Below are 19,254 nucleotides of genomic sequence, written 5' to 3'. Positions count from 1 at the left end.
GATCCTACCATAGCCGTCGTGGAGGATCCTATTATCTAGTTATCCACAGGGGCAATGCGGGAAAAACTTTCCCCGTGCCTATCTGTGCATTTATACAGGGGTTGGGTGGTAATTTGACCGCCTTGCCGGTGCTTTTTTGAGTGCTTTGCGCTTTTTTATGTGGATAAAATGATGATTGGTTGATCTTTGACCGCTGGGTGAGTAAGGGGGGGATGATCGTGTTCTTAAGTCTGGTTGAGATGGGTGGTTTGATTTTTAATTTATGTTTAATAAGGCTTTTATTTAAAAATTTAGTCGCTGGCCATATTGGTTACAGGCCTTGATATCGAGAGTGTGCCGCTGGTTTGACGGCTTCTTCACAAATCTATCCACAGAAAACGTGTATAAATGTGGGCTATGTCTCATTGCGATGTTTATAAAGTATCCAGACACCAGAAGTTATCCAGATAATGAGGCTTGGCTAGGAAAATAGACGGATAAATAACAATGTTTGTTTACCCATTGGATTGTCTGTGAAAAAATCACTATTAATAGAGATTTAATTGAGGTCGTCCAGTGATTGATGGCGATGGGTACCGCCCTAATGTGGGTATTGTGATCTGTAATAGCCATGGCCAAGTATTCTGGGCTCGACGATATGGACAACATTCTTGGCAGTTTCCGCAAGGTGGGATTGATGAAGGGGAAACCCCTGAGCAAGCCATGTATCGGGAATTATACGAGGAAGTAGGGCTAACCAAGAAGGATGTACGCATTGTGGCGTCAAGCCGCCATTGGCTTCGTTACAAGTTACCCAAGCGCCTGGTGCGCTGGGATTCCAAGCCGGTTTGTATCGGGCAAAAGCAGAAATGGTTTCTGCTCAGTCTAGAGTGTGATGAGTCAAAGGTGAATATGCAACGTGGCACTACGCCAGAGTTCGATGGTTGGCGCTGGGTCAGCTATTGGTATCCGGTGCGTCAGGTTGTGTCTTTCAAGCGAGATGTTTATCGCAGAGCATTAAAAGAGTTTGCCGCTATAGCCATGCCTTTTAAAGAGCGCAAAGAACGAAAAAAGCGCCGGGGCAAGCGCGGCTAGGCTTGTTGGTAGGGAGCGGGGCGGATTATGCTGACGCAACTAAGAGAAATTGTTGAAAAGGTGGCGGCGGCCCCGAGTCTGCTTGATGCCCTTGAACAACTGGTGATCAGCACATGTAAGGCGATGAAGACAGAGTGTTGCTCGGTATACATTGCCGATCACCAGCGTCAGCGTTTCACCTTGATGGCCACTAAGGGGCTCAAGAAGCCCCACCGCCATGTCGGTTTGCCTTTTGGTCAGGGGTTGGTTGGCCTAGTTGCCGACCGCGCTGAGCCAATTAATGTTGCCGACGCCCGGCATCACCCTCATTTCAAACATCTTCCCGGGATCGGTGAAGAATCCTTCAGTTCCTTTTTCGGTACGCCAATTATTCATCAGCGCCAAGTACTTGGGGTACTGGTGATCCAGCAGCGTGAACAGCGCGAGTTCGATGAGAGCGAAGAGTCCTTTATGGTCACGCTGGCTGCGCAGTTGGCAGTATTGCTGGCCCACGCCAAGGCACAGGGAATGTGGCCGGATCAACATAACGGTTTGCACTTGGTGGGCTCGGCTGCGTCAACCGGGGTCGCGGTTGCCCGTGCTTGGTGGGATGATAATCAGCCCCGCCTTGAGTTGGTGGCACCGGCCTCTTGTTTGGACCGGGATGCTGAGCAAGAGCGTCTGAGCATTGCTATTGAGCTGGCGAGTGCGGAGTTTCGTCGGCTGCGCAAGCGTTTCGATAGTGAACTGCACAAGGAAACGTTGGCGATTTTCGATTTGTTCAGCCACTTGCTCAACGATCCTATGCTGCGCAAGGACTTGTCCCATAAAATCGCCGGTGGTGACTTGGCTGAATGGGCGATTCGCCAGGTAGTGGAAACCTATTCTGCCCGCTTTTCCAATATGGAAGATGCCTACCTCAAGGAGCGGGCGCACGATATCCGCGAACTCGGCCAGCGGTTGTTGTACTTCCTGGCCAACGAGAAAGCCACTGATCACTCTTGGGAGGAGCCGGTCGTCTTGCTGACCCGTGAATTGACCGCGGCGATGCTGGCCAGTGTCCCGCGCGACAAGCTGGCGGCGGTGGTTTCTCAGGAAGGGGCTGCGAACTCCCATGCTGCGATTCTTTCCCGGGCGCTGGGGATCCCGGCGGTGATGGGGGTCGATTTTGTCCCGGAAAAAATTCACAACTGCCAAGTCATTGTCGATGGTTACCGCGGTGATCTGCTGGTCAACCCCAATCGCCATGTGCTGGCTGAATACCTGCGCTTGCAGAAAGAAGAGCAGGAGCTGGCTGAAGTTGTCGAAACGGGGTTGGATAAGCCTGCGGCGACGCTTGATGATGAACGTATCAATATTTTTCTCAATGCTGGTTTGAGTGCCGATACCAGCATCGCGGTTAACCGTGGCGTAGATGGTGTTGGTTTGTACCGTACTGAGGTTCCCTTCCTGCTGCAGCGCAGCTTTCCGTCGGAAGAAGAACAAACTCAGCAGTACCAGTCTATTCTCAAAACCTACGGCGGCAAGCCGGTGGTTATGCGTACCCTGGATATTGGTGGTGATAAGCCGCTGCCTTACCTGGCTATTGAGGAGGATAATCCCTTCTTGGGCTGGCGCGGGATCCGTTTTACCCTCGACCATCCAGAAATATTCCTGATTCAGGTTAGGGCTATGCTCAAAGCCAGTATCGGGCATGACAATATGGATATCCTGTTGCCGATGATTTCCGGTATTGCTGAACTGGACGAATCGTTGGTCTTGATCGAAAGGGCCTATACCGAAGTGGCCAAAACGGCGGCTGAGCAGGGGTATGCCTTGCGCCGGCCACGGATCGGGATCATGATTGAAGTTCCCTCCATCCTTTACCAGCTGCCTGTCTTGAAAGGGCGGGTGGATTATATTTCTGTCGGTAGCAACGACTTGACTCAGTATTTGTTGGCGGTTGACCGGAACAACTCACGGGTTGCCGGTGTCTATGATGCGCTGCACCCAGCGGTGATCCATGCGCTCAAGCATATTATTGACGTCAGTCAGCAGCTTGAACTGCCGGTCAGCGTATGTGGCGAGTTAGCCGGTGATCCGATTGGTGCCTTGTTGCTGGTGGGGATGGGCTATCGCTCGCTCAGTATGAATACCCGTAACGTGGCGAAGATAAAATACATGTTGCGCCACGTGTCGGTCAGTGACATGGAACAATTGGCGGATTTCGCCCTGTCGGCGATCTATGCTGATGAGGTAAGGCGTAACACCATTGAGTTTGTTGATGGCCATGGCTTGGGTGGGTTTATCCGTGCCGGTAAGTAAATTGATCGTTTTAGTTGGTTGGTATAAGTAGTATGGCCGGCATGTTGTCTTTGTATGCAAACGAGCTTTGGGTATTTGCTTGTTGCTTAGCCCTAGGGGGTGTGGTCGGGATCCTGGCTGGCCTGCTGGGGATAGGCGGTGGTTTGCTGGTGGTGCCGGCGCTGGTATGGTTGTTGCCCCAAGCGGGTATTGATGACAATTTGGTGATGCATATTGCCTTGGGGACATCCTTGGCCAGCATTGTCTTGACCTCGGGCTCGTCAGCGCGAAATCATTTCCGGCTTGGCAACGTGGATTTAGCCATTGTTCGCCGCTTGGCGCCGGGAGTTGTTCTGGGAGGGTTAGGCGGCAGTTTCGTCGCTGAATTGGTGCCTTCCTCGATGCTACCGAAAATCTTTGCCATTATTGTGTTATTGCTGGCAACCCAAATGCTGTTGTCGCTGCGCTTTAGCAGCCAGCGTGATTTGCCGGGTGGGATGGGGACATTTTGCTCTGGCGGGATGATAGGGGTTGTGTCTAGCCTCGCCGGTATTGGTGGTGGCTCGTTGACGGTCCCTTACTTGAACTGGCATGGGGTAGAAATGCGCCGGGCCATCGGGTGCGCCTCTTTTTCTGGTGCACTGATCGCGATTGCTGGCATGAGTGGGTTTGTGTTGGCGGGGGTGGGTGAGCAGACGCTGCCGGCGATGAGTTTGGGTTATGTGTACCTGCCGGCTTTATTGGGTATCGTATTAGTCTCGATGCAGACGACACGTTTTGGTGCGGCTTGGGTAAGTTATCTGCCGACACCGGTACTTAAGAAAATATTTGCGGTTTTTTTACTGTTTATCAGTATCAAAATGTTTATGGGATAATCATCATAGGTATATCGCCTGTGAAGAATAGAGATTGTTTAGATGAGCCAAGGTTTTATTACGTTTCCGAATATTGATCCGGTGTTGATTGAAATCGGACCGTTAGCCATTCGCTGGTATGGCATGATGTACCTGTTGGGGTTTGTGTTTGCCATGTGGTTGGCCAATCGCAGAGCTGACAAGCCGGGCAGTGGCTGGACCCGTGATCAGGTCAGCGACTTGCTGTTTGCCGGTTTCCTCGGCGTAGTGCTGGGTGGCCGTATCGGCTACGTGTTGTTCTACAACTTCCCGTTGTTTTTGGATAATCCGCTGTACTTGTTCAAGGTCTGGACGGGCGGGATGTCATTCCACGGTGGGCTGCTCGGGGTGATTGCGGCCTTGTTCTGGTATGCGCGTAAGCATAACCGTACTTTTTTCAATGTCGCCGACTTTGTTGCCCCGCTGGTGCCTTTTGGCTTGGCGGTAGGGCGTTTGGGCAACTTTATTAACGGCGAGCTATGGGGGCGTGTCACCGATGTGCCTTGGGCCATGATCTTCCCTACAGGAGGGGATCTGCCTCGCCATCCTTCGCAGTTATATCAGTTCTTCATGGAAGGCTTCTTACTGCTGATTATTCTTAATGTATTCATTCGCAAGCCGCGTCCGGCTGGGGCGGTATCAGGACTGTTTTTGTTTGGCTACGGGGTGTTCCGCTTCATTGCCGAGTACTTCCGAGAGCCGGATGCGCACCTTGGCCTGTTTGCCGGTTGGATCAGCATGGGGCAGATCCTGTCGCTACCAATGGTCATTGGCGGAGCCCTGATGATGCTGTGGGCTTATAAATACCAGCCGAAAGGTAAAACCGCCTAATCCGAATACACACTGAGACAGGGCAGCGATTGGGCTGCCCTTTTTTATACGTGAAGATAATATCTCCTGAATAATTCATGTATTCGTGTAAAATTGGCCGCACTTTATTTGTTGAACTAAGGCCAGCGGAACCATGAAACAGTATCTCGCGCTTTGCCAGCGCATTGTGGACGAAGGAGTTTGGGTTGAGAACGAACGGACAGGCAAGCGTTGCCTGACGGTGATCAATGCCGATTTGAACTATGATGTAGCCAACAACCAGTTTCCGCTGATCACCACGCGTAAAAGCTTCTGGAAAGCCGCGATTGCCGAGATGCTGGGCTATATCCGTGGTTATGACAATGCCGCTGACTTCCGTGCTCTAGGTACCAAAACCTGGGACATGAATGCCAATGACAACGCCGCGTGGCAGGCCAACCCGCATCGTAAGGGTGAAGATGATATGGGCCGCGTCTACGGTGTTCAGGGGCGTAGCTGGCAAAAACCTGACGGCAGCACGATTGACCAGCTGCGCAAGATCATCGATAACCTGAGCAAGGGGATTGACGATCGCGGTGAAATCCTGACCTTCTATAACCCGGGCGAGTTCGATATGGGGTGTTTGCGCCCGTGCATGCACACCCACACGTTTTCTTTGCTGGGGGATACCCTGCATCTCACCAGTTACCAACGTTCTTGTGATGTGCCGCTGGGGTTGAACTTCAACCAAATTCAGGTCTTTGCCCTGTTGGCAATTGTTGCCCAGATCACTGGCCACAAACCGGGTCAGGCCTACCATAAAATCGTCAATGCCCACATCTATGAAGATCAGCTGGAGTTAATGCGTGATGTCCAGCTTAAGCGTGAGCCGTTCCCATCGCCGCAGCTGAAGATCAATCCAGACATCAAGTCGCTGGAAGATCTTGAAACTTGGGTCACGATGGATGACTTCGAGGTTGTTGGCTACCAGCATCACGACCCAATCAAGTACCCTTTTTCTGTATAAAAATATTTCTCCTGGTAACAAGGTGTTGTCGCTGAAATAGTTTTTGCCACTAAAAAGCCCCCTTTGGGGGCTTTTTTTATGTTTGAGCGTCGGTAAAAAAAACAAATGAGAGTAATTTTGTGCATGGTTGCAACTTGGGGTGAAGCTGCCCACGAACGCACCTAACACGCCATGGAAGCAGCGCGCTATAAGAGCGCTGGTAGAGTGAATGGATGATCTCTAATAGCACCACACCCCGATATTGTTTTATGCGCTTAGCAAGCGATTGGGCCCTTTTAAGGGAGAGGAGCGATGTGGAGGGTAAATGTTGGGGGCCTTGCCGTGCTGAGGACGCTGATGGAAGGATAATCTAAGGCCATAAAAAAACCCCGCCTGAGCGGGGTCTTGTAAAGCGGGGGTTAGCGTAGGACTTACGCTGTCATTGCTAGGATTGCACCTGGAATGATAACAAAGACTAGACCAACATAACCTGCGACAGCCGCTTTACTCTTGGTACCTAGGTCACCGAGGAAGAACGCCCCTTTCAGTGGCAGTTCACGCAGGAACGGTACGCCGTAGATAAGTAGCGTTGCCAGTAGGTTAAATGCCAAGTGAACAAGAGCAATCTGAAGGGCGAATACCGCGTATTCACCAGACACAGCGGTCGCCGCCAATAGAGCCGTAATACATGTACCGATGTTTGCGCCCAGTGTGAACGGGTAGATGTCACGTACTTTCAGTACGCCTGTACCGACAAGCGGAACCATTAGGCTGGTTGTCGTAGAGGACGACTGAACCAAAATTGTCACCACTGTACCTGAAGCGATACCGTGCATTGGACCGCGGCCAATAGCACTTTTCAGGATTTCACGGGCACGCCCAACCATCAGGCTGCGCATGAGTTTGCCCATGGCTGTAATAGAAACAAAGATCAGACCGATACCGATGGCAATCATAAAAAAGCCACCCATGGTACCAAAGCCAGACAGTGGACCTTTAATTAGGCTGACACCCGGGCCTGTCACGGCTTTCATGAAGTTAAGGCCACCCATATCCATGTTAGCGGTGCCCATCATTGGCGATACCAACCAGGTCGAAATTTTGTCCAGCAGACCGAACATCATTTCCAGAGGTAGGAAGATCGCAACAGCCAGCAGGTTGAAGAAATCATGAACTGTCGCACTGGCGAAAGCACGGCGGAACTCTTCTTTACAGCGAGCGTGGCCTAGACTTACCAATGTATTGGTTAATGTCGTACCCATGTTGGCACCCATTACCATCGGGATAGCCGTTTCAACAGGCAGGCCGCCAGCAACCAAGCCGACAATGATAGATGTTACCGTACTGGATGACTGGATAAGCGATGTCGCAACCAGGCCGATCATCAGGCCAGCAATCGGATGCGAAGCAAACTCAAAGAGCGTTTTAGCTTGTTCACCAACAGATAGTTTAAAGCCGCTGCTCACAACGGATACAGCAACAAGTAGAACGTAAAGCATGAACGCTAGATTAGCCCAGCGGACCCAACGCATAGAGCTGCTCAATGGCTGTTCAGCAGTAGTGGCTTGGGTAGTCATAATCATTTCTCCATGACAGGAATATGTCTTTTGGGTTTCATATTTTTGAAATCTGAGGGCGATGGTAGAGATCGATTATTTCAGAAATATGACAGTTGCTGTCACAGAGTAGGTTTGTGCTCTTTTTGCGAGGTGAAGACGTCGTCATGAGTGTGACGATTATTTTTCTTTGATTTTAAAATTTTGATTTTAATGGCTATTTTTTGATTTGGTTATTTCATGGTGTCGTTAAAATTTTTTCGCTTGTAAATATGTTTTTTTTCGAATTAATTAGTGGTCGCTGGCTTTTTGAGCAGCGAAAAATGACAAGTATGACAGTGTAAATAAGACAGTACGGTTATTGCTTACATTGAAGAGTTATTGTTCGGTTTTTCCGATGTTTATATTCTGAACAAACGATTTAACAGTTTAGTGCTGTGACGTCTAAACTAAATTTACATTTTTATTGTGATATTCGTTTCATGCAAAGGAGTTCCGGTCAATGACCGATGCGATTCGTAAATTCTTAAAACTAGAATCTGCTGGTGGGATTATCCTGATCATCGCGGCAGCGGTGGCCATGGTGATAGCAAACTCTCCGTTGCAGGATTTATACAACGGTACGTTACACACCTATGTTGCTGGCCTATCTATTTCTCATTGGATAAACGATGGCCTGATGGCTGTATTTTTCCTACTCATTGGCTTGGAAGTAAAGCGTGAGCTGATTGAAGGGGCGCTAAATACCAAGGAAAAAGCGATTTTCCCAGCCATTGCGGCTGTTGGTGGTATGGCCGCACCCGCATTGGTCTACGTGCTGTTTAACTTTTCCGATCCACTGGCGGTCCAAGGCTGGGCTATTCCGGCAGCAACAGATATTGCTTTCGCTCTGGGTATCATGGCCCTGCTTGGTAGCCGAGTACCCGTTACCCTGAAGGTCTTTTTGTTGGCGCTGGCCATTATCGATGATCTTGGCGTTATCGTGATCATTGCCCTTTTCTACAGCAGCGACCTGTCCACCTTGGCATTGGCTGTGGCGTTTGCGGCAACAGCAGCTCTGTTTGTGATGAATGCAAAAAATGTCACCAAGGTGTCTTGGTATGTGGTGGTTGGCTTTATCCTTTGGGTCAGTGTGCTTAAATCTGGCGTCCATGCAACGCTGGCTGGTGTAGTGATGGGTTTTGCCATTCCGCTGTCCGGCGAAAATGGCTTATCGGATGAGCATTCACCGCTCAAGAAAATGGAGCATGCCCTGCATCCATATGTGGCATTCCTGATCTTGCCGTTATTCGCTTTTGCCAATGCAGGGATCTCGCTAGACGGTGTGTCTTTGTCTGGCCTGACATCGATGTTGCCTTTGGGTATCGCCCTTGGCCTGATCATTGGCAAGCCGCTGGGTATTTTCACCGCAAGTTACCTGGCAATCAAGACGGGTCTAGCCACCATGCCGGAAGGTATTGGCTTTAGACAGATTTTCGCGGTCTCAGTACTGTGTGGTATCGGTTTTACCATGTCCATCTTCATTTCGTCGTTGGCCTTTGTCGGCGCACCAGAGGACTTCAGTACATATTCTCGTCTAGGGATTTTGTTGGGGTCGACAATATCAGCGGTCGTGGGCTACACGATGCTGAGTCGGTCGCTGCCTAGGACTGTTGCCAAGGAAAATGGAGGTGTAATATGAAACGCGCACTGATTGTAGCTGGGATCATGATGTCTGCTTCTGTGATGGCCGTACCGGATTATCAGAGCTGTAACCAAGACAGCAGCTCTGACATCTGCCAGGCTTACTTGGCTGGTTTGAATCAAGCCAAGTCAGCAGAGGAGACCACGGCGATGGTTAAGAACGACAGTCCATTTCGCTCCAGGGCTTTGGAGCAGCGGGTTGGTGAGCGCTATCGTAAAATGACGTCGATTGAGCAAAAAGCCCCTTCGACAGTTGAGTGATAAACATTTTTTCCGCTATATGAAAACTGAATAAGTGTAATATTTCATTGGTGAATGAATGATTACGGTTGAAGCGCCCAGAAGCTCAGCGTAAGCTGGCTTCTGGGTTTTTATTTTTAGGGCAGTCGAATTTCTAATCGGCATTTTGGTAACTTGACGATGTTACCGTAAACTCTTCTTGTACTCGGTTATTCAACCTCTACGTTGGTCCTTACCCGTCCCGATTGGAAATACACTGCTATGGAATATGGTTGCTAAACATGTCTCACCTTAACTACAACCACCTTTATTACTTTTGGATGGTCTGCAAGCAGGGCTCCGTCACCAAGGCTGCCGATGCGTTGTTTTTGGCGCCACAGACGGTCACCGGGCAAATCAGGGCGCTGGAAGAGCGCCTCAAAGGTAAACTGACCAAGCGAGTCGGCCGGAATATCGAACCGACCGAACTTGGCCAATTGGTTTTCAAGTACGCCGATAAGATGTTCGATCTTAGCTACGAGATGCTGGATATCGTCAATTACACCCAGCGCGAGAATTTGCTGCTGGAGGTGGGGGTGGCCGATGCACTGTCAAAACGCCTTGTCAGCAAAGTTTTGATGGAAGGCTTGCCGGAAGATGAGCGCATTCATCTGCGTTGTTATGAGTCAACCCACGAAATGTTGCTGGAGCAACTGTCACAGCACAAGCTGGATATGATCCTGTCGGATTGTCCGGTGGACTCTACCCAGAGTCCAGGTCTGTACAGTAAGAAGCTAGGGGAGTCGACGATGAGCTTCTTCTGTACCGAGCCAGATAAGCCGCTGAACTTTCCGGCCTGCATCGAGGATTACAAGTTGCTGATCCCTGGCCGGCGAACGGCGATGGGGCGAAAGCTGATTCATTGGTTTGATCAGATGGGTATTACCCCTAATATCCTCGGGGAGTTTGATGATGCCGCCCTGATGAAAGCCTTTGGCCTATATCAGCAGTCGATGTTCGTCGCTCCGTCGATTTATGCCGCAGAGCTGGAAGATACCAGTCACAATATCCGCGAGGTGAAGCGGGTGAAGGAAATTCGCGAAGAGTATTACGTCATTTTCGCTGAACGGATGATCATGCACCCGGCGGTCAAGCGGATATGTGAGGCTGACTTTAGAAAACTGTTTAAATAAGGTTGCGGTTTTTTGTTCGTTTGATTCAAATATCCATACAGTGTGCTAGAAAACCATGTTTAAATTAAGTACATTAGCATTAACTTAATTGACAGGTGGTAGCAGTATGGAACTACAGCAAATGGAGCAAAATGCCCCTAAAGCCGTAGCTCTGCTAAAAGCAATGGCCAACGAGCGGCGTTTATTTATCCTGTGTTACTTACTGGAAGAAGAAATGTCGGTCGGGATGATGAGTGAGCGGCTGGGTCTTAGCCAGTCAGCGTTATCGCAGCATTTGGCCTGGTTGCGGCGCGATGGCCTGGTAGAGACAAGGAAGGTTGCTCAGACGGTGTATTACCGGCTCAAGAGCGATGAGGTCAAAGCGATGATACAGTTGTTACACAAGATGTATTGCGGGACCTAGGCAGCGCAGTGATTATTGTAAAGCAGATATAAAAAAACCGGCTTACGCCGGTTTTTTTATCAAAATCAGAAACTCAAATTAAAGAGCTTTGATTTTTGCAGCTAGACGAGCTTTATGACGTGCAGCTTTGTTTTTGTGGATCAGGCCTTTAGTAGCCATGCGATCCATAACAGGTTGCATTTCAGTGAAAGCTTGAGTAGCAGCTTCTTTGTTGCCCGCTTCGATAGCAGCAATAACTTTCTTGAAGAAAGTACGCATCATAGAACGACGGCTAGCGTTGTGCTGGCGACGTTTTTCTGAAGTGATCGCACGTTTCTTAGCAGATTTGATGTTAGCCAAGGGTATAACTCCAAAACTTGGTACGGTGACATTTTAAGGCCGAGGACTATGCCTCTTTTGCCCGTGATTGTCAAATGATTTGTGCAAATAACCGCCTAACCAATTGAATTGGCACTTGCGGAATAACACGGTTAATATGGCGGCAGATTTTACCAGCATTTGGCTACGGAAGTCACCTTTTGGGGCCATCTTTATGAGGTTTTTTTTGTGAGCAAGCGTCTTTTGCGCTCAGGACTGATTGTCAGCACCATGACATTGGTCTCTCGGGTACTGGGTTTAGTGCGGGATGTCGTGGTCGCCAACCTAATGGGGGCCGGGGCTGCGGCCGATGTTTTCTTCTTTGCCAATAAAATTCCCAACTTTCTGCGGCGGCTGTTTGCCGAGGGCGCTTTTTCACAGGCATTTGTCCCTGTTTTGACGGAATACCATGCCTCTGGCGAGATGGACCGTACCCGCCAATTAATCGCAAGGGCATCGGGGACCCTGGGCGTGATAGTCTCTATTGTTACCCTGCTAGGCATTTTGGGGTCCGGTGTAGTGACAGCCTTGTTCGGGGCGGGTTGGTTTCTCGATTGGCTCAACGATGGGCCTTCGGCACCGAAATTCGAGTTGGCCAGCTTGTTGCTGAAAATCACGTTTCCATATTTGTGGTTTATTACTTTTGTCGCGCTGTCGGGGGCGATCCTTAACACGCTGGGCAAGTTTGCCGTTTCCTCCTTTACCCCGGTTTTTCTTAATGTCGCCATCATTGCTTGTGCTTGGTTTGTGTCACCGAATTTGAGTCAGCCGGAAATTGGTTTGGCGCTGGGGGTCTTTCTTGGTGGTCTGATCCAGTTCTTGTTCCAGCTGCCTTTCCTATATAAAGAAGGCATGCTAGTGAAGCCCAAGTGGGGGTGGCATGACCCGGGAGTGGTGAAGATCCGCACCCTGATGATCCCGGCGCTGTTCGGTGTTTCTGTTAGCCAAATCAACCTGTTGTTTGACACCTTTATTGCCAGTTTCCTCGCGACCGGCTCGATCAGTTGGTTGTATTACTCCGATCGTTTGCTGGAGTTTCCGCTTGGCCTGTTCGGTATTGCTATTGCCACGGTGATCTTGCCTGCACTGTCACGTAAGCATGTTGATCAAAGCCCGGAGCAATTTGCCCATACAATGGACTGGGGGGTGCGCATGGTGCTGCTGCTCGGTCTCCCGGCAATGCTCGGTTTGATGGTGTTGGCCAAGCCGATGTTGATGGTGCTGTTTATGCGCGGTGAATTCAGCCCTAACGATGTCCAGCAGGCGTCGATGTCTTTGTTGGCCTATGCGTCCGGCTTGCTTAACTTTATGCTGATTAAAGTGTTGGCACCGGGCTATTACGCAAGGCAAGACACCAAGACCCCGGTGAAGTTCGGCATCATTGCCATGGTTACTAACATGGTCTTCAATGCCATTTTTGCTTATTTCTACGGTTACGTTGGTCTGGCGATGGCAACGGCACTGTCGGCGTTGGTCAATGCGGCGTTGCTGTACCGCGGCCTGCACATCACCGGTGTCTATAGGGTGACAGCCGAGACTCTGTGGTTTGTTATCCGCCTTGCCATTGCCGGTGCTGTAATGGCCGGTGCACTGCTGTGGTTACTGCCTGGCATGACCGTCTGGCTGGAATGGAGCTTCCTGAACCGGGCGATGTGGTTGGCTGGGTTGATCGGCGCAGGGGCTAGCGTTTATCTGGTGGCTGTCATGCTGATGGGGATCCGTCCCCGTCACCTGCGTGCGGCCAGTTAACCAAGCCGAAAGAGCCAGCGAGAGGTGATAAATCACTGATAAAATCTCGCTGGTTGATGCATAAGGCAGGGGTTTGGGTATATAATCCGTCAGTTTTTCACTCTGCGAAAATGAACTTGACGCATGGAATTGATCCGAGGAATACATAATATCCAGCCTAGGCACCGCGGTTGCGTGCTGACGATTGGTAATTTTGATGGTGTTCACCTAGGTCACCAGGCAGTGCTTAGCAATGTCATGGCCAAGGCGAAGGAGCTGGGCTGTCCGGCGACAGTCATGAGCTTTGAACCCCAACCTCAGGAGCTGTTTGCCGGCGATAACGCGCCTGCTCGGCTAACCCGCTTTCGCGACAAATACTTACGCTTGAGAGAGCAAGGTTTGGCGCGTTTTCTGTGCGTGAATTTCAATCACCACTTTGCCAGTTTGTCGGCACAAGATTTTGTCCGCCGCTTGTTGGTTGAGCAATTGGGTGTTAAGTTTCTGGTAGTTGGTGACGATTTTCGTTTCGGCAAAGGTCGCAGCGGGAACTTCGCCATGTTGCAAGCGGCTGGTAAAGAATATGGCTTTACGGTTGTGAGTACTCAGAGTTTCTGTGTCTCCGAGCAGCGTGTCAGCAGTACCGCTATCCGTCAGGCTCTGGCCGACGATCAGCTTGAGCTGGCAGAGTCCATGCTAGGGCGCCCGTTCAGTATTAGCGGACGTGTCTCTCATGGTCGAAAATTAGGACGGACTATCGGTTTTCCGACAGCCAACGTCCCACTAAAACGCCGGGTCTCACCGGTTTCTGGCGTTTATGCCGTCGAAGTCCACGGCGTGGCCGATACACCGCTTGCCGGGGTGGCCAATGTCGGTCGACGACCGACGGTAAATGGTGTGCGCCGCCAACTGGAAGTGCACCTATTTGATTTCCAATCTGATCTCTACGGGACCCAGATTGACGTCGTGTTATGCCATAAGCTGCGCGACGAGATAAAATTTGAATCATTTGATGCGTTGAAAGCACAAATCGAGCGTGATGCCCAGTCAGCACGGGTGTGGCTGACTGAGCGTAATAATGTCCAACTTCGCCCAAGTAACGGAATCGAGAATCAATGAGCGACTATAAAGATACCCTGAACCTGCCTGAAACAGGGTTTCCGATGCGAGGCAACCTAGCTCAGCGTGAGCCTGCAATGCTTAAGCGTTGGTACGATGAAGATCTTTACGGTGAAATTCGTAAAGCCAAGAAGGGTAAAAAATCCTTCGTACTGCACGATGGCCCTCCATATGCCAACGGTGATATTCACATTGGTCACGCGCTAAACAAGATTCTTAAAGACATTATTATTAAGTCAAAGACTCTGTCTGGCTTTGATGCGCCATACATTCCTGGTTGGGATTGTCACGGTCTTCCTATCGAACTGATGGTAGAGAAAAAAGTCGGCAAGCCGGGCCAGAAGGTAACTGCTGCGGAATTCCGTGAAAAGTGCCGTACTTACGCTGCCGGTCAGGTTGAAGGCCAGAAAGAAAGCTTTATGCGCCTGGGTGTACTGGGTGAGTGGGATAAGCCATACCGTACAATGGACTTTGGCACCGAAGCCAACATCATCCGCTCTCTAGGTAAAATTGCCGATCAGGGTCACCTACTGAAAGGCTTCAAGCCTGTTCACTGGTGTACTGACTGTGGCTCAGCACTGGCAGAAGCGGAAGTCGAATACAAAGATAAAGTCTCGCCTTCTATCGATGTTCGCTTTAAAGCGGCGGATGAAGCGGCAACAGTTGCGAAATTCCAGTGTGCTGATGGCCATACCGGTGAAGGCGATATTTCTATCGTGATCTGGACCACGACCCCTTGGACCTTGCCTGCAAACCGTGCTGTTGCGGTGCGTGACGATCTGGAATACGTGCTTATTCAGGTTGAAGGCGAGAAGAAAGAGCGTCTTATCGTTGCCGCTGAGCTAGCGAAAGATGTCCTAGACCGTGCAGGGATCGAACACTTCCACAACCTAGGCTTCTGTAAAGGTGCTGATCTGGAGTTGATGCAATTCAACCACCCGTTCTACAGCTTTAACGTACCAGTGATCCTAGGCGATCACGTTACGACTGAATCAGGTACGGGCTGTGTGCATACCGCACCAGGCCACGGTCAAGAAGACTTCGCGGTAGGCCAGAAATACGGCCTGGAAGTGGCGAACCCTGTTGGTAGCAACGGTGTTTACCTGCCAGATACCGAGCTATTTGCCGGTCAGCATGTATTCAAAGCCAACGATGCCGTTGTTGAAACCTTGAAAGAACACGGTGCGCTATTGCACCACCACGCTTACGAGCACAGCTACCCGCACTGCTGGCGCCACAAGACGCCAATTATCTTCCGTGCGACGCCTCAGTGGTTCATCTCGATGGATCAGGCTGGTCTGCGTGCGAAAGCGTTGGAAGAAATTAAAGCGGTAGAGTGGATGCCAGAGTGGGGCCAGAGCCGTATCGAAGGTATGGTTGAAGGCCGTCCTGAGTGGTGTATCTCTCGTCAGCGTACTTGGGGCGTGCCAATTGCCCTGTTTGTTCACAAAGAAACGCAAGATCTTCATCCGAACAGCGCTGAGCTGATCGAGAAAGTGGCGCAGCTTGTTGAGCAGAAAGGCATCCAAGCTTGGTGGGACCTTGATCTAACAGACGTCATGAGTGAAGACGATGCGGCTAAGTACGAGAAAGTACTCGATACCTTGGACGTATGGTTCGACTCGGGTGTGACGCACTTCTCGGTGGTTGACAGCCGCGAAGAGTACAACGGCAACAGCGCCGATCTATACCTAGAAGGGTCTGATCAGCACCGTGGTTGGTTCCAGTCGTCACTGATTTCATCGGTAGCGATGAAAGGCGTAGCGCCTTACAAACAAGTACTGACTCACGGTTTCGTGGTTGATGGCCAGGGCCGTAAGATGTCGAAATCTATCGGTAACGTTGTAGCGCCGAAAGATGTGACCAACAAGCTAGGTGCCGATATCCTGCGTTTGTGGGTTGCGTCAACGGACTACACCGGTGAAGTGGCTGTATCTGACGAAATCTTGAAGCGTTCAGCTGATGCTTACCGTCGTATCCGTAACACGTCACGTTTCTTCTTGGCCAACCTAAGCGGTTTCAACCCTGAAACTGACCTAGTTGCACCAGAAGAGATGGTCGCACTTGACCGCTGGGCGGTAGGCCGTGCAATGGCTGCGCAGGAAGAAATCATCAAAGCATACGATGAGTACAACCTGCATACTGTGACCCAACGCCTGATGCAGTTCTGCTCGGTTGAAATGGGGTCTTTCTACCTCGATGTGATTAAAGATCGCCAGTACACAGCAAAACAAGGTGGCCATGCGCAGCGCAGCTGTCAGACCGCACTATACTACATCGTAGAAGCCTTGGTTCGTTGGATGGCACCTATCATGTCGTTCACGGCCGATGAGATCTGGAACGAAATGCCAGGCCAGCGCGATAAATTCGTGTTTACCGGTGAGTGGTTTGAAGGCCTATTCGGTCTAGCGGAAGGTGAAGCGCTGAACAACGAATTCTGGGCCGAAATCCAGACCGTGCGTGGTGCGGTGAACAAACTGCTTGAAGGCGCACGTAAAGACAAAGTGATCGGTGGTGCACTGCAGGCTGAGATTACGCTGCACGCGTCGGAAGCATTGGCTGCCAAGCTGAACAAGCTGGAAGATGAACTGCGCTTTGTTCTGCTAACATCAAAAGCAGAAGTCGTTGTTGCTGATAGCAAGCCTGAAGGCGCGCAGGAAACTGACGTTGAAGGTCTGTTTGTGACTGTTGCAGCGTCTGAAGCGGCGAAGTGTGACCGTTGTTGGCACCACGTTGCCGATGTTGGCACTATCGAAGGCCACGAAGAAGTGTGTGGTCGTTGTGTCAGCAATGTCGAAGGTGAAGGTGAAGAGCGTAAGTTTGCCTAATGAGTAAGTTATCGCCTGAGAACAGGCTATCGCTGAAACAATCTGGGGTTCGCTGGCTATGGCTGGCGGCTCTGGTCTTTGTTATTGATATCGCCAGCAAGTTGCTGGTGATGAATACCATGGAATACGGTTGGCCAAACCGTATTGAACTGCTGCCATTCTTTAACTTGCTGTATGTGCATAATACCGGTGCGGCATTTAGCTTTCTGAGTGATGCTGGTGGTTGGCAGCGTTGGTTGTTCGCGGCGATAGCCCTTGGGGTCTGTGCCATGTTGGTGTTCTGGATGCGCAAGCTTCCGGCAAGCCAAAAACTCGCGAATGTGTCCTACGCCCTGATCATTGGCGGTGCGTTGGGCAATTTGTTTGATCGCCTTTACCATGGCTTTGTGGTCGACTTTTTGGATTTCTATGTGGGTACCTACCACTGGCCAGCCTTTAATATCGCCGATATGGGGATATGTATTGGCGCCGGATTGATCATCCTTGAAGGTTTTCTGTCTGACAAAGACAAAAAGAAGCAAGCCGTTAAGCACTAACCTTGCCTGAGCTTATAACCCTAAGCGCCGCCCGTTGATACGGGCGGCGCTTTGTTGTTAAATGGGCGGATAAAATATTCAAGAAGGGATCCTACATGTCGGTTATTACGGAAAGCAGTGACGTTCTCATGCATTTTGCCATCAAGCTAGAAGATGGCTCAGTGGCAGACTCAACCCAGTCAATGGGCAAACCGGCAAAATTCACCATGGGGGATGGCAGCCTGACCGATAATTTCGAGAAGTGCTTGCTGGGATTGACTCTGGGGCAGAAAAGCAGCTTCGATCTCGCACCTGAAGATGCGTTTGGCTTGCCTAATCCAGATAATATCCACCATGTTGACCGTACCAAGTTTGGTACTGATGCCCCAGCCGAAGTCGGCAACATTATCGCCTTTGCCGGACCTGACGGCAGCGATATCCCGGGCATTATTACGGAAGTTCTCGGTGATTCTGTGACCGTTGATTTCAACCACCCGCTAGCAGGGCAGCGTGTGACTTTCGACGTGGAAGTCGTTGCCATTGAAAACTAAGAGTCGTTAGCAATGAAAATCTTACTCGCGAACCCTCGGGGTTTTTGTGCCGGTGTTGACCGAGCCATTAGTATTGTTGAGCGTGCGCTGGATATGTACCAGCCGCCAATTTATGTCCGCCATGAAGTCGTCCACAACCGCTTTGTGGTTGAAGGCCTCAAGCAGCGCGGTGCCATTTTTGTCGAAGAGCTGCATGAAGTGCCGGACGACAATATTGTGATTTTCTCTGCCCACGGGGTATCGCAAGCAGTGCGCAACGAAGCGAAGGCGCGTCAGCTGACTGTGTTCGATGCAACCTGTCCATTAGTGACCAAAGTCCATATGGAAGTCGCTCGAGCTAGCCGTCGCAGCATGGAAGTGGTGCTGATCGGCCACGCCGGCCACCCAGAAGTGGAAGGCACCATGGGGCAGTATGCCAGTGAGACGGGTGGCATGTATCTGGTCGAGAAGCCGGAAGATGTCGACGCGTTGAATGTGAAAGATCCAAGCAATTTGCACTACGTGAGCCAAACGACCTTATCGGTTGATGAAACGGCCGATGTGATCGCCAAGCTGCGCGAAGTGTTCCCCGAGATCCAGGGTCCACGTAAAGATGATATCTGTTATGCGACCCAGAACCGACAAGACGCGGTACGTGAAATGGCGACTGATGCCGATGTCATGATCGTGGTTGGTTCAAAGAACTCGTCGAACTCCAATCGCTTGCGCGAGCTGGCCGAGAAGCTGGGTACGCCGGGTTTCCTGACCGATTGTCCGGAAGATGTTGATCCGGCTTGGTTTGACGGCAAGGCCAAAATCGGTATTACCGCAGGGGCATCGGCGCCGGAAGAGCTGGTTAACCAGATCATCGCTCGTATTCAGTCCCTGACCGATGCCAGCGTAGAAGAATTGACCGGCCGTGAAGAAAACATGTTTTTCGAAGTGCCGCGCGAGCTGCAGGTCAAGAACGTCTAAACGCAAAGCAGTCAATGACAGGTTGTTTGGATTTATCAGCCCCAGCTATTGCTGGGGCTTTTTTTATCGTTCTCAACAGGCTACATTGGAACTCATAGACGAATACCAAATAGAACCAGGGAGATGA

General features: G+C 50.6%; 17 protein-coding genes. 15 read left to right on the top strand and 2 right to left on the bottom strand.

All coding sequences use genetic code 11. The features are described from left to right. The first annotated feature begins 555 nt into the window (after positions 1 to 555). The 5 genes from rppH to C9I99_RS20580 all read left to right on the top strand — a co-directional run bounded on the left by rppH (position 556) and on the right by C9I99_RS20580 (position 6,045). The gene (gene rppH, locus C9I99_RS20600; RefSeq protein WP_107350713.1) at positions 556 to 1,074 is read left to right on the top strand and encodes an RNA pyrophosphohydrolase; all 519 of its coding nucleotides are present in this window, start codon (positions 556 to 558) and stop codon (positions 1,072 to 1,074) included. Between the two features lie 27 nt (positions 1,075 to 1,101). Continuing rightward, complete coding sequence (gene ptsP, locus C9I99_RS20595; protein WP_107350712.1) at positions 1,102 to 3,357, top strand: phosphoenolpyruvate--protein phosphotransferase; 2,256 nt, start codon at positions 1,102 to 1,104, stop codon at positions 3,355 to 3,357. A gap of 32 nt (positions 3,358 to 3,389) precedes the next feature. Further along, the gene (locus C9I99_RS20590) at positions 3,390 to 4,211 is read left to right on the top strand and encodes a sulfite exporter TauE/SafE family protein (protein WP_243734665.1); all 822 of its coding nucleotides are present in this window, start codon (positions 3,390 to 3,392) and stop codon (positions 4,209 to 4,211) included. A gap of 42 nt (positions 4,212 to 4,253) precedes the next feature. After that, complete coding sequence (gene lgt / locus C9I99_RS20585; RefSeq protein ID WP_107350711.1) at positions 4,254 to 5,060, top strand: prolipoprotein diacylglyceryl transferase; 807 nt, start codon at positions 4,254 to 4,256, stop codon at positions 5,058 to 5,060. A 133-nt stretch (positions 5,061 to 5,193) separates the two neighbouring features. Continuing rightward, positions 5,194 to 6,045, top strand: a complete 852-nt coding sequence (locus tag C9I99_RS20580; protein ID WP_107350710.1) for a thymidylate synthase — start codon at positions 5,194 to 5,196, stop codon at positions 6,043 to 6,045. Between the two features lie 410 nt (positions 6,046 to 6,455). On the opposite strand, the gene C9I99_RS20575 is transcribed toward C9I99_RS20580, so the two are convergent. Then, positions 6,456 to 7,601, bottom strand: coding sequence for a Na/Pi symporter (locus C9I99_RS20575; protein ID WP_107350709.1), 1,146 nt, complete (start codon positions 7,599 to 7,601; stop codon positions 6,456 to 6,458). Positions 7,602 to 8,082: 481 nt separating this feature from the next. Between C9I99_RS20575 and nhaA the strand changes: the two genes are divergently transcribed. The 4 genes from nhaA to C9I99_RS20555 all read left to right on the top strand — a co-directional run bounded on the left by nhaA (position 8,083) and on the right by C9I99_RS20555 (position 11,078). Then, positions 8,083 to 9,261, top strand: a complete 1,179-nt coding sequence (gene nhaA / locus C9I99_RS20570; RefSeq protein WP_107350708.1) for a Na+/H+ antiporter NhaA — start codon at positions 8,083 to 8,085, stop codon at positions 9,259 to 9,261. Beyond that, positions 9,258 to 9,524: a hypothetical protein gene (locus C9I99_RS20565; protein WP_107350707.1), complete on the top strand. Its 267-nt coding sequence runs from the start codon at positions 9,258 to 9,260 to the stop codon at positions 9,522 to 9,524. The genes nhaA and C9I99_RS20565 overlap by 4 nt, the downstream gene beginning before the upstream one ends. A 260-nt stretch (positions 9,525 to 9,784) precedes the next feature. Next, entirely contained in the window at positions 9,785 to 10,675 is an 891-nt protein-coding gene (gene nhaR / locus C9I99_RS20560; RefSeq protein WP_107350706.1) for a transcriptional activator NhaR, read from the top strand. Positions 10,676 to 10,781: 106 nt separating this feature from the next. Continuing rightward, positions 10,782 to 11,078 (top strand): ArsR/SmtB family transcription factor, encoded by a 297-nt coding sequence (locus C9I99_RS20555; RefSeq protein WP_107350705.1) that lies wholly within the window; start codon positions 10,782 to 10,784, stop codon positions 11,076 to 11,078. Positions 11,079 to 11,156: 78 nt separating this feature from the next. On the opposite strand, the gene rpsT is transcribed toward C9I99_RS20555, so the two are convergent. Next, a complete protein-coding gene (gene rpsT / locus C9I99_RS20550) occupies positions 11,157 to 11,417 on the bottom strand; it encodes a 30S ribosomal protein S20 (protein WP_107350704.1) in 261 nt (86 codons plus the stop codon). Between the two features lie 207 nt (positions 11,418 to 11,624). Between rpsT and murJ the strand changes: the two genes are divergently transcribed. The 6 genes from murJ (at position 11,625) to ispH (ending at position 19,127) form a co-directional block, all read left to right on the top strand. Next, the gene (murJ, locus tag C9I99_RS20545; RefSeq protein ID WP_107350703.1) at positions 11,625 to 13,184 is read left to right on the top strand and encodes a murein biosynthesis integral membrane protein MurJ; all 1,560 of its coding nucleotides are present in this window, start codon (positions 11,625 to 11,627) and stop codon (positions 13,182 to 13,184) included. Positions 13,185 to 13,307: 123 nt separating this feature from the next. Then, on the top strand, positions 13,308 to 14,279 hold the full coding sequence (ribF, locus tag C9I99_RS20540; protein ID WP_107350702.1) for a bifunctional riboflavin kinase/FAD synthetase: 972 nt from the start codon (positions 13,308 to 13,310) through the stop codon (positions 14,277 to 14,279). Continuing rightward, the gene (gene ileS / locus C9I99_RS20535; protein ID WP_107350701.1) at positions 14,276 to 17,107 is read left to right on the top strand and encodes an isoleucine--tRNA ligase; all 2,832 of its coding nucleotides are present in this window, start codon (positions 14,276 to 14,278) and stop codon (positions 17,105 to 17,107) included. The genes ribF and ileS overlap by 4 nt, the downstream gene beginning before the upstream one ends. Then, entirely contained in the window at positions 17,107 to 17,643 is a 537-nt protein-coding gene (gene lspA / locus C9I99_RS20530; RefSeq protein WP_107350700.1) for a signal peptidase II, read from the top strand. The genes ileS and lspA overlap by 1 nt, the downstream gene beginning before the upstream one ends. Positions 17,644 to 17,738: 95 nt before the next feature. Continuing rightward, positions 17,739 to 18,173, top strand: a complete 435-nt coding sequence (gene fkpB, locus C9I99_RS20525; RefSeq protein WP_107350699.1) for an FKBP-type peptidyl-prolyl cis-trans isomerase — start codon at positions 17,739 to 17,741, stop codon at positions 18,171 to 18,173. Positions 18,174 to 18,185: 12 nt separating this feature from the next. After that, positions 18,186 to 19,127, top strand: coding sequence for a 4-hydroxy-3-methylbut-2-enyl diphosphate reductase (gene ispH, locus C9I99_RS20520; protein WP_107350698.1), 942 nt, complete (start codon positions 18,186 to 18,188; stop codon positions 19,125 to 19,127). Positions 19,128 to 19,254 lie beyond the last annotated feature (127 nt).

Origin of the sequence: Photobacterium lutimaris, from assembly GCF_003025555.1 — a bacterium.
Taxonomy (GTDB): domain Bacteria; phylum Pseudomonadota; class Gammaproteobacteria; order Enterobacterales; family Vibrionaceae; genus Photobacterium; species Photobacterium lutimaris.
The sequence above is the reverse complement of the archived record's forward strand: the minus strand, read 5'-3'. Positions and strand labels throughout refer to the sequence as shown.